10 protein-coding genes, 1 tRNA gene and 1 pseudogene are annotated in these 16884 nt (G+C 33.9%); 9 read left to right on the forward strand and 3 right to left on the reverse strand.

What is annotated here, in order from left to right:
- Position 1: 1 nt before the first annotated feature.
- Positions 2–1171 (forward strand): proline dehydrogenase family protein, encoded by a 1170-nt coding sequence (locus EKM02_RS00785; protein WP_126451576.1) that lies wholly within the window; start codon positions 2–4, stop codon positions 1169–1171.
- A 105-nt stretch (positions 1172–1276) separates the two neighbouring features.
- Here EKM02_RS00785 and EKM02_RS00790 read toward each other — a convergent pair whose 3' ends face one another.
- Entirely contained in the window at positions 1277–3064 is a 1788-nt protein-coding gene (locus EKM02_RS00790; protein ID WP_126451577.1) for an ABC transporter ATP-binding protein, read from the reverse strand.
- A gap of 210 nt (positions 3065–3274) precedes the next feature.
- Here EKM02_RS00790 and EKM02_RS00795 point away from each other — a divergent pair.
- Positions 3275–3352: transfer RNA gene (locus tag EKM02_RS00795), tRNA-Val, on the forward strand.
- 207 nt (positions 3353–3559) lie between these two features.
- Here the strand turns inward: EKM02_RS00795 and EKM02_RS00800 are convergent.
- On the reverse strand, positions 3560–4924 hold the full coding sequence (locus tag EKM02_RS00800; RefSeq protein WP_317124968.1) for a HAMP domain-containing sensor histidine kinase: 1365 nt from the start codon (positions 4922–4924) through the stop codon (positions 3560–3562).
- Positions 4896–6245, reverse strand: coding sequence for a sigma-54-dependent transcriptional regulator (locus tag EKM02_RS00805; protein ID WP_126451578.1), 1350 nt, complete (start codon positions 6243–6245; stop codon positions 4896–4898). The genes EKM02_RS00800 and EKM02_RS00805 overlap by 29 nt, the downstream gene beginning before the upstream one ends.
- 140 nt (positions 6246–6385) lie before the next feature.
- Between EKM02_RS00805 and EKM02_RS00810 the strand changes: the two genes are divergently transcribed.
- The 7 genes and pseudogenes from EKM02_RS00810 to EKM02_RS00840 all read left to right on the forward strand — a co-directional run bounded on the left by EKM02_RS00810 (position 6386) and on the right by EKM02_RS00840 (position 16723).
- Positions 6386–7624: an efflux RND transporter periplasmic adaptor subunit gene (locus EKM02_RS00810; protein ID WP_126451579.1), complete on the forward strand. Its 1239-nt coding sequence runs from the start codon at positions 6386–6388 to the stop codon at positions 7622–7624.
- 50 nt (positions 7625–7674) lie between these two features.
- Entirely contained in the window at positions 7675–8376 is a 702-nt protein-coding gene (locus tag EKM02_RS00815; protein ID WP_126451580.1) for an ABC transporter ATP-binding protein, read from the forward strand.
- 112 nt (positions 8377–8488) lie between these two features.
- Positions 8489–10930, forward strand: coding sequence for an ABC transporter permease (locus tag EKM02_RS00820; protein WP_126451581.1), 2442 nt, complete (start codon positions 8489–8491; stop codon positions 10928–10930).
- A 44-nt stretch (positions 10931–10974) separates the two neighbouring features.
- Positions 10975–13392 (forward strand): ABC transporter permease, encoded by a 2418-nt coding sequence (locus EKM02_RS00825; protein ID WP_126451582.1) that lies wholly within the window; start codon positions 10975–10977, stop codon positions 13390–13392.
- Positions 13385–14698 (forward strand): TolC family protein, encoded by a 1314-nt coding sequence (locus tag EKM02_RS00830; RefSeq protein WP_126451583.1) that lies wholly within the window; start codon positions 13385–13387, stop codon positions 14696–14698. The genes EKM02_RS00825 and EKM02_RS00830 overlap by 8 nt, the downstream gene beginning before the upstream one ends.
- 595 nt (positions 14699–15293) lie before the next feature.
- A pseudogene (locus EKM02_RS00835) lies at positions 15294–16133 on the forward strand (HAD-IC family P-type ATPase); the annotation flags it as partial.
- A gap of 41 nt (positions 16134–16174) precedes the next feature.
- Positions 16175–16723, forward strand: coding sequence for a K(+)-transporting ATPase subunit C (locus EKM02_RS00840; protein WP_126451584.1), 549 nt, complete (start codon positions 16175–16177; stop codon positions 16721–16723).
- The last annotated feature ends 161 nt before the right edge of the window (positions 16724–16884 follow it).

The following is a 16884-nucleotide window of genomic DNA, read 5'->3' on the forward strand; positions in this document are numbered from 1 at the left end:
AATGGAAAAAATATTCAATAATACTCAAGTTGCCTTTTCATTAAAAAGTGATACGGAACTTGACAGAGCTTATTTTCTTTTCAAAATGATTGCTAATCAGCCTCTGGTACGTATTGGAACTGCAGTTACAAATTTTGCCCTTAAAGCCAATCTTCCTGTTGAAGGTTTGATTCGCGCTACGGTTTTTGACCATTTTTGTGGTGGGATAAATGAAGTGGACTGTCTTTCGGTGGTAGATAAAATGTATACCAAAGGCGTTTCCTCTGTTTTGGATTATTCTGTAGAAGGAAAAGAAGCCGAAGATCAATTTGATGCCGCGCTTGAAATGACTTTAAAAACTATTGAATTTGCCAAAGAACGCCAAGCCATTCCCTTTGCCGTTTTTAAACCAACCGGTTTTGGACGTTTTGAATTGTATGAGAAATTAGGCGAAAAACAATCATTAACTCCAGAAGAACAAGCAGAATGGGATAGAGTGGTAGCCCGTTTTGATTTGGTTTGTAAAGATGCCCATTCTAAAAATGTAGCTCTTTTGATTGATGGCGAAGAAAGCTGGATGCAGGATGCGGCTGATGATTTAGTGACCGAAATGATGCGCAAATACAATAAAGAAAAAGCCATTGTTTTCAATACATTGCAAATGTACCGTTGGGATCGTTTGGATTACTTGAAAAAATTACATGAACAGGCTATAAAAGAAGGTTTTTTTATCGGAATGAAATTGGTTCGTGGTGCGTACATGGAAAAGGAAATTGTTCGTGCCGAAGAAAAAGGATATCCATCACCTATATGTGCGTCTAAAGAAGCTACGGATGAAAATTATGATACAACTGTTGGTTATATGATTGAGCATTTAGATACGATGTCAATTTTTGCAGGTACCCATAATGAGTCCAGCACTTATGCGCTAATGGAATTAATGGAGGAGAAAGGAATAAAAACTAATGATGACAGAATCTGGTTTGGACAATTGTATGGTATGAGCGATAACATCAGCTACAATATGGCCGCTAATGGCTATAATGTTGCTAAATATTTGCCTTTTGGTCCAGTTAAAGATGTGATGCCGTACTTAATTCGTCGTGCGGAAGAAAATACTTCCGTAGCGGGACAAACGAGTCGTGAATTAGAAATGATAAAAGCAGAACGCAACCGAAGAAAAGGGAAATAAAGTCCGCAGTGTTCAGTTTTTAGTATTCAGTAACATTTAAGTCCATAAAAAAACTCCATTCAATAAGCTGAATGGAGTTTTTTTATCTCAAATTATTTATGAAATCTAAAAATTGCTGAATTGTAAATTACTTAAATTTTTATAAATCCCATTTTCTAGAGCGATTAGTTCCTGATGTGTTCCTTGTTCCGTGATTTTTCCTTTATCCAAAACCAAAATTTGATCCGCACTGCGAATCGTCGATAGGCGGTGCGCTATTATAATACTAGTTCTTCCTTGCATTAAAATCTCTAAGGCTTCCTGAACTAGTTTTTCACTTTCGCTGTCTAATGATGATGTGGCTTCATCCAGAATTAAAATACTTGGATTTTTCAATAATGCTCGGGCTATGGCAATACGTTGTCGTTGTCCGCCGGAAAGTTTAATACCTCTTTCTCCCACAATTGTTTCAAATTTTTCAGGGAAACTTTCGATAAAATTATAGGCATTGGCTTGTTTTGAAGCAGTAACAATTTCTTCTTCGGTAGCATTGGGATTTCCGTAAGCAATATTCTCTTTGATTGTTCCTCCAAATAATATTACGTCTTGCGGCACAATACTCATGTTTCCACGAAGACTTTCTAAATCAAAATCATAAATATTTTTTCCGTCAACCAATATTTCTCCTTCATCAATAGTATAAAAACGCAATAATAGGGAAGCAATAGTAGATTTTCCGGTTCCGCTTGGTCCGACAATAGCAATTTTTTGACCAAAATTAGCGGTAAAACTAACGTCTTTTAATACTTTAATTTCTTTTCTGGAATGGTAACTGAACGCTACATTCTTGAAAGTGACATTGCCTTTTATTTTTTCAATTGCAGCCGGATCACGCACCGAATTAATTTTTTCAGGAGTTTCATCTAATAATTCAAAAACACGTTCGGTTGCGCCAATCGCTTTTTGGATTTGGGCATATAGTTCCGCAATTCCGCCAAAAGAAGCACCTACAAATGTAGAATACAACACAAACGAAATCAATTGGCCTACGCTCATTTCTCCACTAATACTCAGTCGGACACCAAACCAAACTACGGCAACAATAGCTCCAAAAAGACAGAAAATAATAAATGAAGCAAAGTACCCTCTGTATTTTCCGCCTTTGATGGCAATTGCAACCACTTCTTTTATTTTCCCGTTGTAACGGGCAATTTCATACCACTCATTGGCAAAAGCCTTAACAATACTGATGCCTTGCATTGTTTCTTCAACAATTACCTGACTTTCGGCCACTTTATCTTGAACATTTTTTGAATATTTCCTGATAAATCGCCCAAAAATAACCGCAGCAACAGCCACTAGCGGCACTACGGACAACATCAATAATGTCAATTTGATGCTTTCATTGGCCAACAAAAGAACGCCTCCAATAATTAAAATGAATTGTCTTAAGAATTCGGCTATAGTAGATGTTAAAGTATCTTGTATCTGGGTAATATCTGAACTGATTCTACTATTTAATTCGCCAACACGCTTTTGCGAGAAGAAAGACATAGGTAGTTTTACCAAATTGCTGTACAGTGATAATCGCAGATTAGCTAAAGTATTCTCAGTAAAATTGACAAATAAATACAATCTAAAAAACGAAAAAATGGACTGAAGAAATAAGATTACAATTAAACCACCCGCAATCATGTTAGCTTGAGCATTATCTTTGTTTTTCACACAATCAATAAGCATTCCCATCAACTTAGGAAAAGCAAGAGCAGTCGCTCCAGTGAATAATAAAAAAACTAATCCTACATAAAATTTCCAACGGTGATTTCCTGCATATTGAAATATTACAGTTGCTTTTTGGAGTGAACTTGCAGTAATTTTTGATTTTGGTAAATCGTTTTCTTTGAACCTAGCCATTATCTATTGTTTATGTCGCAAATGTAAGACTATAGCGAATGAATACAAAAAAATACTAGTATTTCATTACAAAGATAAAGTGCTATTATAGAGCACGAAAGAAAATAGAGTCACTATTTTATTGATTTTTTTTACTTTTTTGCTTGCAGATACGATTTCTAGCAGTATATTTGCACTCGCAATAAAGATTTCAAAATCTAAAGTGTACTAGGGCAATTAGCTCAGCTGGTTCAGAGCACCTCGTTTACACCGAGGGGGTCGGGGGTTCGAACCCCTCATTGCCCACCATAATTTGCAAACCTTCAAAGTCATTTGATTTTGGAGGTTTTTTTTATGGTTCGAAAAATTGACTGATATTTTATAAATCCCTCAACACCATTGATTACTAACAATTATAGGTTCGAATCGTGTAAGGTGAGACATAATCCAATAGAAATGATGGTTTTTATATCCTACATTTTCTTCCTTTTTTTAGCATTTTTCCAAAACAGAAATTTAATTATCAACTAGACAAATGACAAAAGCTGTTTCTTCACCTTCATTTTGATATGCCAGATACCCTCCGTGCGCTTCGACTATACTTTTAGATAAAGTCAAACCTATTCCGGCTCCTTCGTTACGAGTGGTAAAAAAAGGTAAGAATATTTTGCTTTCTATTTCTTTTTCAATGCCTTTTCCGTTATCGGTAATCTTAATAAAAATTCTTTTTTCTTTAACTTCTGCCGAAATAATAATCCGCTTTTTTTCTGTATCTGCCAGGGCGTAAATACAATTCGTCAAAAGATTAATCAATACATGTTCCATTTGTTGCATGTCAACATTTAGCCTGTGGTCGAAAGCAATCGTGTTTATGACTTCTATTTGTTTTATTTTGAAAATTGGAGCCATAATTTGGAAACTGTTTTCAACCATTTTCAACAATTCTGTTTTTTCTTTTTTGGGAGAAGGCAGCATGGCCAGTTTGCGGTAACTTTCAACAAATTGCTGTAGATGGTCGCTCCGCCTTAACATCGTGGCAACACTACTTTTCATATCGTCCAAGTCTTCCGTTGAAATGGTTTCCTGCTGAACTAAATCCTGTAGATTCTGAGAAAGTGACCGAATGGGAGTAATCGAATTCAACAATTCATGAGAAATAACCTTCATCAGATTGACCCAAGCTTCTTTCTCTTTTTTCTCGATTACATTTTGAATCGAATCCAGCAAAACGATAAAATAATCCTGATTGTAAATTTCACTCCTCGAAGTCTGCAGCACAAATGTTTGTCTGTCTTGTTGATTCACACGGATCTCTAATGACGTTTTAATTTCCTGAAAATCTTGCTCCTCGATAACTTCACACAAAGAAGGCAACTGATTTTTCAGATATTTCCATTTGGAAACTTTTGGAACGTTAAAATGTTTGGAAAAATAATCATTCATCAAAAATATATTCCAATCGGTTTCCTGTTTTTGCAGGATAATAATTCCAGTTTCAATATTGTTCAAAATAGAACGGTAAATAATGTCTTTTGAAACTTCTTCGTTTTGTTTGTTTTTTAGATTTTCATACAATTTGAATAAGTTGGAATAATTTTCATACGATTTATGCTTTGAAAAATCGGAGGTGAAATCATTTTGCAAAATAGAAGTAATCGTTCTGTCGAAAAGTAAAAAGGCCTGCTTCACATAAAAATACATTTCAACGAGCAGTATAAAAATCATAAGGACACCAAATACGGCCGTGAAAACCAATCCTTTTTGAAAAAGAAAGAAGGAAATTCCGGTAGTTAAAAGAATAAGTAGCAATCTTATAAAAAGGAGATGGTATATTTTCCAGGATGTAAACATATTAGTTGGTGCTGATGTTATATTTTTCAATTCTTCGGTATAAAGCACCTCTTGACAATCCCAATTCCTCTGCCGTTTTACTGATATTGTTATTGTTTTTCAATAGCATCTTTTCGACGGCTGATTTTTCGATAGCCGACAGCTGAATATCGTCTGGATTATCCTCGTAAGTTGTTATTTGTTCTAAATCTAAGTCGGAAACCTTAATATGATTGTTCTCGCAAAGAATCACGGCGCGTTCTATTCTGTTTTCCAATTCTCTGATGTTTCCGTTCCAAGCATGTTTTTCGATTTGTTCCAATGATTTTTCATCAAAAGCGATTTCATCTCGTCCGTACTTAGCCATCATTTTTTGCAAGAGATAGTGAGCCAAAGGAATTTTATCTTCGTTGCGTTCCCGCAATGGAGGCAAAACAATTTCCATGGTGTTGATGCGATAATATAAATCCTCTCTGAAATTTTTGTCTGCGACTTCTTGCTTTAAATTTAAGTTGGTGGCGGTAATAATGCGAACATTCAAATGTCTGGCTTTGGATTCGCCCAATCGGGTTATTGTTTTGGTTTGGATAACCTGCAAGAGTTTAGCCTGCAGATACAAAGGAACATTTCCTATTTCATCTAAAAATATAGTTCCATTTTCAGCCAATTCAAAACGTCCCGGAGTATCTGTTTTGGCATCGGTAAAAGCTCCTTTGGCGTAACCAAATAGTTCGCTTTCAAAAATATTGGCATTCAAGGAACCCAAATCAACGGGAATAAAAGCATTATTTTTTCTTTCGGACTGCAGATAGATGTGATGTGCCAAAACAAATTTACCGGTACCATTTTCTCCAAGGATTAAAACATTGGCTTCTGTTATTGCGACTTTATCAGCCAGTAAATAAGTCTTTTTTATAGCCTCTGAATTACCAATAAAGAAATCGTCAGTAGTGGCAACATCAATTAGTTTCTTTTGTTCTTTGCGTGATTTACTAACAGCTTGTCTAACAATATTAAGCAATTTTTCGTTGTCCCAAGGCTTTAAAATATAATCAAAAGCCCCTGATTTTAATCCTTCAACAGCTGTTTCTACTTTACCAAAAGCGGTCATTAAAATAACAATGGTTTTTGGCGAAAGCGTTTTTATTTCCTTTAACAGATACAAACCTTCTCTTCCGTCCTCGAAACCTATTCTGTAATTCATGTCGAGTAAAACCACATCAATGGTGCTTTTTGACAATAATTCAACCACATTTTTTGGATTAGTGAGTGTATAAATGTTCTCAAAATGTTTTTTAAGCAGCATCTTAGCAGCAAAAAGGATGTCTTCCTGATCGTCAATCACTAAAATGCTTGCGTTTGTCTTTTTCATTAACTGTTCATTTTTGGACAAAAAGTGTTCAATACTGAACACGTGAAATTTGTATTAAAAGTAAAATATTTAAAAATGAGGTGATTGCAAGGTTTAAAATTTTGGCACGAAATTGCTTTATACACCTGAAAATAACAACAATGGACACCATCCTTCCTCGTAAAAATAATAAAAATAAGTATGTATTCATCGCATTGCCACTTTTTTTGGTTTTTGGTTTTTTGGTTTATTCTTCAGTGACTAAAAAAAGGAGCCTGAATGTCAAAAGAGCAGAAATTACTATTAAAACAGTCGAAAATAATTTTTTTGAAGATTTTATCGTGTTCCAGGCAAAAGTAACGCCATTGAATTCTATTTTGATTAATATTACCGAAGGTGGCGCTGTTCAGGAAATTTATGTTGAAAATGGGGCGATGGTAAAAAAAGGACAAGCTTTGGCCCGACTTTACAATCCCAATACCGAATTGAATTATATGCAACAAGAAACTGCCATTATCGAACAAATCAATAATCTGAACAAATCAAAACTCGATTTAAGAAACCAGGAGTTGAATTTGGCCAAAGATTTAATTGCAATAGAGCACGATTATTTGGATTCTAAAAATTTATACGATTTAAATAAGAAATTATTTGAGCAAGAAATCCTTTCTATAAATGAATGGGAAAAAACAGTAGAAAATTTACGTTTCCAGAAAGAAAGAATGAAAATCATTAAGGAAAGTGTTACCAAAGAGAAACGGGCGAATCAAATCCAAATTGGACAACTGAATCAATCTATCGCTTTCATGGATAAAAGTTTGGGGATTTTGAGAACAAACAAGCAGCATTTTTTAATCTCAGCCCCGCTTTCAGGAAGACTTTCTTCTTTTGAACCGATCCTGGGGAAAACATACATTCAGGGACTAAGTATTGGGACAATTGATGTAATGAAAGGCTATAAATTGCTTGCCGATGTGGATGAGTTTTATTTGAACAAAATCACTGATGGCCAAAAAGGAACAGTTGATTTTAATGGAAAACCAATCCGTGTTCAGATTACGAGAGTCATTCCCGAAATAAAAAATGGACGATTTGTGGTCGAATTGAATTTCACTTCCTCAGAAAGTTTGAATTTACAACAGGGATTGAGTTTTGGGGTTAAATTAAATTTGTCAGAAAAAACAAAAACAGTAGTGCTTTCCAAAGGAAGTTTTTATGAAGAAACCAATGGAAAATGGATTTTTGTTGTCAACGGCAGCAAAGGAGAACGAAGAGCAATCAAACTTGGGAAAGAAAATCCACTATATTATGAAGTTCTTGGCGGATTGAAAGCTGGCGAAAAAGTAATCACGTCATCGTACAAAGATTATAAACGGGCGGAAATATTAAATTTAGAATAAGAAATAGTAGGAAACATAAAAATAGCATCAATCAAAAAACGAACAATAGTATGATTCAAATTAAAAATCTTTCAAGAGTATTTAGAACCGAGGAATTAGAAACGAAAGCATTAAGTGAAGTTTCTATAACCATAAATCAAGGTGATTTTGTGTCCATCATGGGGCCTTCGGGAAGCGGAAAATCCACTTTATTAAATATTGTTGGATTGCTCGACAGCGCTTCCAGTGGAAGTTATCAATTGTTAAATCAGGAAATGATTGGATTGAAAGAAAAAGGAAAATCGAAAGCCAGAAAAGAAAATATTGGTTTTATTTTTCAGAATTTCAATTTGATAGACGAATTATCGGTTTATGATAATATCGAATTGCCATTGATTTATAACAAAGTTCCTTCTTCAGACAGAAAGAAAAAAGTAGAAGCAATTGCCGATAAATTAGGGATTTCACACCGATTAAAACATTATCCACAACAGCTTTCCGGAGGACAACAACAACGTGTGGCCGTGGCAAGAGCTTTAATTAACGATCCGAAAATCATCCTTGCCGATGAACCTACAGGAAATCTAGACAGCAAAAACGGAAATGAAGTTATGGAATTGCTCACTGATCTACATTCCAACGGAGCAACGATCCTGATGGTTACACATTCTGAGTACGATGCGTCTTTTTCCCAAAAAACAATTTTGATGAAAGATGGAGTTGTCATTTCTGAAAAGGTAAATCAAAGAAATGTTGATGTTTTTAAAGTATAAAAATGATAATTATTCTCATATCAATTATCACAATCATTTTTAAGTTGCTTTGCAAAATACTTTTGTAAACCACTTAAACTTCATCAATCAAAATTAAATCAATCAAAAAGTTATGATTCTCAATTGGATAAAAATATTTCTCTATCATTTAAAGCAAAATAAATTGTTTTCTTTTCTCAACGTTTTGGGTTTGAGCATTGGTATTGCAGGCGTGATTTTCGCCATTTTATATTGGAATGACGAACATAGTTATGATAAATGGAATCCTGAAAAGGATAACGTTTATATGGTTATAAATACTTTGAACAACAATAAATGGCCTTATACAGTTGCTCCCATAGGACAATATTTGAAAAATGATCCCAATGTAGCAAGTTACAATTACAGCTATAATTGGTATGATTCAGATTTGTTTAGCTATAATGGGAGAAAACAAAAAATAGCGAAGGCATTTAATACTCAAAACAAATTTTTCGATTATTTCCCCTTTCCTTTTATTTTCGGAAATGCTAAAAATGCTTTAAAAGATGATTCTTCTATTGCTATTTCTGAGAAAATTTATAATACTTTTTTTAACAAAGAAAACCCAATAGGTAAGCAAATAAAATTTGGAGAAAACTTTTATACCGTTAGTGGTGTTTATAAAAATGAAATGAAAAGCTCTTTTGCTCCTGATGTTGTGATGACAGATAACTTTAAAAAAGTTATAACACAGAGTTTAGACCAATGGGAGACTTTTAATTTTTGTTTACTTATAAAACTTAAGGATAATTCTAAAAAAGAGTTAGTAGAACGAAAAATTGAGCAACTTTTTATTGATAATGTTATTAAACCCGAAGCTAAAGAAGCCAATATTAGTTTACAACAGCAAATAAAAGAAAATGGGATAGTTGCTATAAATCTAGAACCACTTAAAGAGGCTCGTCTCAATTCTTCATTAGTAGGAGGTTGGGGATATCCAGAAGGAGTGGGAAATTATCAATATTTAATCATAATGGCAGGATTGTCTATTTTAATAATGATTCTTTCCATTATTAATTATATAAATTTAGCTACTGCCAGTGCTATTAAGAGAGCAAAAGAGGTAGGAGTGCGCAAAGTACTGGGTGCAAGTAAAAGGAATATCACATTTCAATTTATCTCGGAAACACTAGTAATTGTTCTCCTTTCTATTCTTTTCGCATTAGTAATTGTCGAGATTTCATTGCCTTATTATAATGAACTTTTAGACAAAGATTTGAAAATTTATGGTAGTCAATTCTATTTGCAATTGTTATTTATTTTCGGAACAGTGGTTTTATTAGGAGGATTTTTCCCAGCGCTATATATTTCAAGTTTTGAAGCACAAAAAGTCTTAAAAGGGAATTTTAACAGAAGTAAGACTGGAATTTGGTTGCGCAACAGTATGTTGGTTTTTCAATTTGCTATAGCTGTTTTTTTTATTATCGGCACAACGATTGTCTACCAACAGGTAAATTACTTAACCAATAAAAACCTTGGCTTTAAGGGTGATCAAGTTATTGAAATTGATTTTCTGAAAAAATTTGACAAACAATCTGAGGCAAGTTATAAGAACGATTTTTTTAAGAACTATTTGGCAACAAAAGATAGATTGAGCAGAATGAAAGGCGTTAATCAAGTGGCTACTGCAAATTTCTCTTTTGGAAATGGTGCACGTTCTTCAAGCGATTATGTTTTTCAAAACGCTCGCATTCAAGGGCTAAACATGGCTGTTGATTTTGGAATGATGGAAATGATGAATATCAAATTAAGTGAAGGAAGGTATTTCAATTCTCAATTCGCTTCAGACACCATCAATAATGTAATGGTTAATGAAACAGCTGTAAAAATATTAGGAATCAAACAGCCAGTAGGAAAAGAAATTGTTTCTCGTGATGGTGAGAAATTCAAAATAATCAGCGTTGTCAAAGACTTCAATTTAAGAGGACCTCAAGAAAAAAACGCACCAATGGTGTTTACGCATCTAAAGACAATGCCATTGATGTTGCAAGGTGTAAATTCAATTTTTGTAAAAGTAAAGGGAGAAAATATTGAAGAAACGATGAGCGATATTGAACAATTTTGGAAGACTAAAGTTGATACCGAATATCCGTTCTCGTATGAGTTTGTAGATAAAAAATACGCACGATCTTTTAAGGAATATGTAAAACAAAAAAATCTATTTTCAATCCTTAATGTGGTGGTTGTTCTTATTGCCATTTTCGGTTTGTTCGCTTTGGCTTCTTTCTCTATGGAGCGAAGATTACGAGAAATCGCTATTCGAAAAACCTTGGGTGCCGAAACCAATGTTTTACTCAAAGAATTATCAAAGCAATATATAGTTTTTTGTGCAGCAGGTTTTGTCATTGGCGTTGTTCCAGCCTACTTATTATTAGAAAAATGGCTCGAAAATTTTGCATACCGAATTACAATTCAAATTCTTCCTTTTGCAATTGCTTTTCTGTCTTTACTGTTTTTAACATTAATTGTTGTTTTGGCAAAAGCTTTTCAAGTAACCAGAATGGATGTTTTAAAATATTTAAAATACGAATAATTAAAAAGATTTATACCCTTTTATAACTAACCAAAACCTAAATAATGTTATTAAACTATATAAAAATATTCATCTATCATTTAAAGCAAAACAAACTGTTTTCATTTCTCAATGTTTTCGGACTAGCAATAGGAATTGCAGGCTTAATTTTCGCTTTACTATATTGGAACGACGAACAAAGTTATGACGCCTGGAATCCCGAAAAAGACAAAGTGCATCAGGTTTTAGTAGAGTTAACAGGAATGCCCGTTTTTTCAGATTGTGCTTTATTCCTAAAACCTATTTTAGATAAAGATGCTAATGTAGAAAAGATCGTTTATGCTGACAGTTGGTATCAAAAGGATAAAATTATCTACAAAGGCAAGAAAGAAATAGTTGATAAAATTATCAATGTTGAAGCTGATTTCTTTTCGCTATTTCCATTCGAAATTATTAAGGGAGATGCTGTTTCGGCATTAAAAGATGATTCAAGTGCTGCTATTTCAGATGATATTGCTAAACGAGTTTTTGGTAACGAAAATCCAATTGGAAAACAAATAAAATGTTTGGATCAAATGTTTGTGGTACGCGCTGTGTATAATATTCCAGGGAATTCCTCAATTGCTCCAGATGTCGTGATGAATAAAATGAAAGAATGGACGAGTGGGAATACGACATCTCCTTTTGTCCTTAAATTACTTTTAAAAGTTAAAGATCCGTCAAAAATTGAGAATACTCGAAAGAGCTTGGAAAGAATGTATAATGGCGATTTCATTGAAAGAATAGCTAAGCTGGAGGGGTTTACTCCCGAGGAAATGGCTAAGAAAATAGGTTATTTTAATGTAGTTATAGAGCCACTTTCAGAAGCGAGATTACATTCTATTGCAGATGGATATCCTGAAGGCAGAGGGAATTATCAGTTTTTGTTGATTATGGTCGGGTTATCTGTTTTAATACTCATTCTTTCGATTGTAAATTATATCAATTTGGCTACAGCTAATGCAGTTAAACGTGCTAAAGAAATTGGGGTTCGTAAAGTTGTGGGTGCTTCAAAAAGTACTATTGTTATTCAATTTATTTTTGAAACTGCTCTAATAAGTTTGTTTTCGATTTTACTAGCATTGGTTATTGTTGAGTTGACTTTGCCGTATTACAACGATTTTTTAAATAAGCGTTTACGAATAATTGGCAGTCAGTTTTATTTGCAATTAATTCTGATTTTCAGTATTACAGTTTTGGTGGCAGGAATACTTCCAGCCGTTTATGTTGCTAATTTTGAAACTTTAAAAGTTCTGAAAGGCAATTTTGGAAGAAGTAAAAACGGAACCTGGTTGCGTAACGGAATGTTGATTTTCCAGTTTATGGTGGCTACTTTCTTTATTGTTGGTTCTTATATTGTGTATCAGCAAATCGATTATCTAACCAATAAAGATTTAGGTTTTAAAGGAGATCAAGTGATTGAAATTAATTTGAATTTTCCTAATTCCGATTATGAAGTGAAAAAGGTTGGACAAAATATTTACAACAAATACAGTACTATTAAACAAGAATTGGCTAAAATAAAAGGAGTTGAACAATCTTCTACAGGTCTGGTTTCATTCGATGGTTCAGACGATTCATTAGGTGGAGTATTGTATAAAGAAGAGCTTTTTAAAGGACGAACAATTGCGGTAGATTACGATTTGCTTGAAATGATGAAAATTAAAGTCATAAAAGGTAGGGGACTTGATAAAAAATACGCTACAGACACCATTACTTCTGTACTAATTAATGAAACAGCCCAAAAACTAATGGGTATGAAAGAGCCAATAGGAAAAGAACTTATTGTTAAAGAACGAAAGTTAAAAATCATAGGAGTTGTTAAAGATTTTAATTTATTAAGTCCTGAAGTAGAGGTGTCAGGAATGTATTTCTTTCATCTTAAAACCGTAGATATTGCTCAAAACATCAATAAGGTTTTCGTAAAACTAAAATCGGATAATATTGAAAATACGATTGCTGATATTGACAAATTATGGGTAACGGTTGATACTGACTACCCATTTAAATATGATTTTGTAGACAAACAATATGCAAGAACATATGAATCTTATGTAAAACAAAAGAACCTATTTTCATTGCTAAATTTTGTGGTGATTGGCATTGCTCTTTTTGGTTTGTTTGCTTTGGCTTCGTATTCGATACAAAGTAGGATGAAAGAAATAGCCATCCGTAAAACCCTTGGTGCAGAAACGAATGTGCTACTGAAAGAATTGTCTAAACAATATATTTTGTATTGCATTATTGGTTTTTTAATTGCTTTGTTTCCTACTTATTATTTGTTGAATATGTGGTTAGAGAATTTTGCTTTTAAAATTGAAATGACCTTGTTTCCATTCCTTTTTGGTTTTATTATACTATTGGTTTTAACGTTAATCATTGTTTTATCAAGAGCCTATCAAGCAACAAAAACAGATGTTTTGAAATATTTAAAATATGAATAAAGAAACAGTGATAACACTTTTATTTTTAATTTTTAGTGCTTTTGCCAGCGGTCAAGAAAATTCTTGGTCGCTAACAAAATGCATGGAAACGGGTTTGCGGAATACTATCGAAATAAAAATTAGGCAGCTAGAAATAAAAAGAACAGAGCGATCACAAAATTCGGTTTTAAATCGAATGTTGCCAACTATCAATTTAAATGGACAACAAGGCTACATTTTAGGTTCCACGATTGACCCAGCCACTAATGCAAGGGTAAGTTCTAATTTTCAAAGTGATAATTTTTATCTCAATGCCAGAACGAATCTGATTGATTTCGGCGCATTTGCGAATGCTCAAAAAGATAAAATCAATATCGAACAAGCCAAAGCCGAAAAAGAAGTTTTAGAAAACGAATATAAACTGCAGCTTTTGGAAAGCTATTATCAGGCACTTTATACTCAGGAATTATCTAAAATCCAAAATGAACAACTGAAACAAGCTGCTTTTAATTTGGACAGAGTAACTAAAGAAGTAGCAATTGGTAGCAAACCTCAAAGCGATTTGTATGATATGCAATTGAGCTTTTCGGAGGAAGAAAACCGAAATTTGGAAACCGAACAATTGTATGCTATTAAAAAAATGCAATTGTTCCAACTCATGAATGTTAGCGATACGAGCCTTTATGATGCAATTGTATTGGTGTCTTATTTTAACGAAAGAGCCACCGAAGATTTTGATCAACAAATATTTAATCCTAAAATAAAGCTTGCGGAACTCCAATACGAAAACAGTTTGAAATCGATTCGTGTAGAACGCGCTTTCAATTTGCCAGTGTTATCAGCCTATTACGGGTTTTCCTCTTTTTATTATAAAACTTTAAACCAGATGAATTCAAACACGGATGCTTTTTTCACTCAATTAGAAGCGAATAAAAGTCACCAGATAGCAATGCAATTGACAATTCCGGTTTTCAACGGATTTAGGAATGCTAAAAAAATTAGTGTTTCAAAAATAGTTAGTGAAAAGACAAATCTGGTTATCGAACAGACAAAACAAGTCTTGCGCAATCAAATTGAATTAGAAAATCAAAACAAAAGAAATTATACGGAGTTTCAAGATAAATTGAACCAAAAACAGTCTTATGCGAAGGCATCTCTGGCCACTACCCAAGCCAAATTTGAAAGTGGAAAAGTGGAAGCTATTTTATATTCATCAGTAAAAAATCAGTTTATTTCTGCAGAATATGAAGTGCTAAAAAACAACCTTCGGCTGCAATATGTAGACCTGAAGATTAATTTGTTAAGAAAGGATCGGTTGTATAAATAAAGACTGATATTTAAAATCATTCACAATCTTTTAGAAACAACTTCTTTATATCCTGCATGAAATGGTTCGTAAACAGTTTCGGATGGACCACCATAATTTGCAAACCTTCAAAGTCATTTGATTTTGGAGGTTTTTTTCTAAAAAAAAATAGTTTATATCATTTATCTCAAATCATTTTTAGTTTCATAGCCGATAATTTTATAGGCTAAACAAGTATTCACAAGAAGCAAAAAATATATGTTTCATGTAAAGTATAGACCTACACGATTTTTAAAACCTCAGGTCAGTCACTCCTGCAAGGTTTATAAAATCGTATACGCCTTTTTTTTTACCTAATGAAACCCTATTTTTTTGAGAAAAGTCTATCATTTTGATAGGCTTTTTTTATGCCCTTTTTTGGTACGTAAGCCGTAAGTTGTTTGCTTACTTGACATTATTTGTGATTGTGATTTCTTGGAACACCTTTTGGCATAAGCGATGAAGAACATAAAATTCATTCTAATGAAAAATCAAGTAAATACTATTTACAAACAGGCAGAACGATTTGCCGAAATCACAAAAACCGCAATCCTTAGCGGAAACATTGTGCGGGCAAAAAAACATTGCGCTTCAGGCAGGGAACGTTTTTCCTGAGGATACGGCGCAACGAGTGATTGCTATTTCATCTAAAGGAGGAACGCCGTTGGTGGTGGTCAAAAACAACCAAGTGCAAGGGGTTATCGAATTGCAGGATATTATTAAAACGGGAATGAAAGTACGTTTTTAGCGTTTGCGTAAAATGGGGGTGAAAACCGTGATGGTTACCGGAGATAATCCGCTTACCGCCAAATTTATTGCAGAAGCTGCTGGTGTTGATGATTTTATTGACGAAGCCAAGCCTAAGGATAAGATGAACTAAATCAAAAACGAGCAACAAAACGGGAAACTCGTGGCCAAGATGGGCGACGGTACGAATGATGCACCTGCTTTAGCACAAGCCGATGTATGTGTTGCGATGAACAGCGGAACACAAGCTACCAAAGAAGTCGGAAACATGGTTGATCTAGACAATGATCCAACCAAGTTAATTGAAATTATTGAAATTGGTAAACAATTGTTGATGACCTGAGGGACGCTTACTACTTTCTCGATTGCGAATGATGTTGCCAAATATTTTGCTATTGTCCCAGCGCTTTTCATTACGGCGATTCCCGCACTGGAAGGTTTGAATATCATGCGTTTGCATAGCCCGGAAAGTGCTATTTTAGCAGCGGTAATATTTAATCCGATTACAATTCCGATATTGATTCCACTGGCATTAAATGGAATTGATTATAAGCCGATTGGCGCGAGTTCCATCCTAAAAAGAAACCTGTTGATTTACGGTTCAGGTGGATTGATTGTTCCTTTTATCGGAATTAAATTGATCGATATGGCAGTGGCTTTATTTATGTAAAAATACAATGAGACGTTGCAATGCAACGTCTCTACAAAAAAATGAAAAATATATTTTCAATATTAAAATTGACCTTATTTATGGTCGTTTTATTAGCGGTTATTTATCCAATGGCGATTTTTGGAATTGCTCAATTAGCCTCAAACAAAGGAAAAGGAGAAATTATTTTAATAAACGGAAAAGTAGTAGGCTATCAAAAAATTAGACAAAAATTCGATAAATCCAATTACTTTTGGGGTAGACCGTCGGCGGTGGATTATAACGTGGCAGGAAGCGCTGGAAGTAACAAAGGACCCAGTAATGCGGAATATCTGGTTTTGATACAAAAGAGAATTGATACGTTTTTGATCGTTCATCCGTATTTGAAAAAAGGAGCAATTCCTGCCGATATGGTTACGGCTTCGGGAAGTGGATTGGACCCGAATATTTCCCCGGAAGGAGCTTTAATTCAGGTGCAACGAGTGGCCAAAGAAAGAAAGTTATCAAAAGTAAAAGCTCTGGTAGAAACTAAAATTAATAAGCCAACAATAATGGGTACTTCAACAGTTAATGTTCTGGAATTGAATGTAGCTTTGGATGCGTTGAAATAATGTTCCCTCCCTCATCAAAATGACAAATTGGAACGGAAAAAAATTAATACCTACAAGGTTTTTAGAATCCTTTCAGGAAAATAAAAAGCTTTTTTACCCCAAAAGGCCTAGCCCCGATAGAAGGGAAAATCCTTTTGTCTCGTTTTTTTTAACGAGATAAA

Origin of the sequence: Flavobacterium sp. RSP49, assembly GCF_003968735.1 — a bacterium.
Taxonomy (GTDB): Bacteria; Bacteroidota; Bacteroidia; order Flavobacteriales; family Flavobacteriaceae; genus Flavobacterium.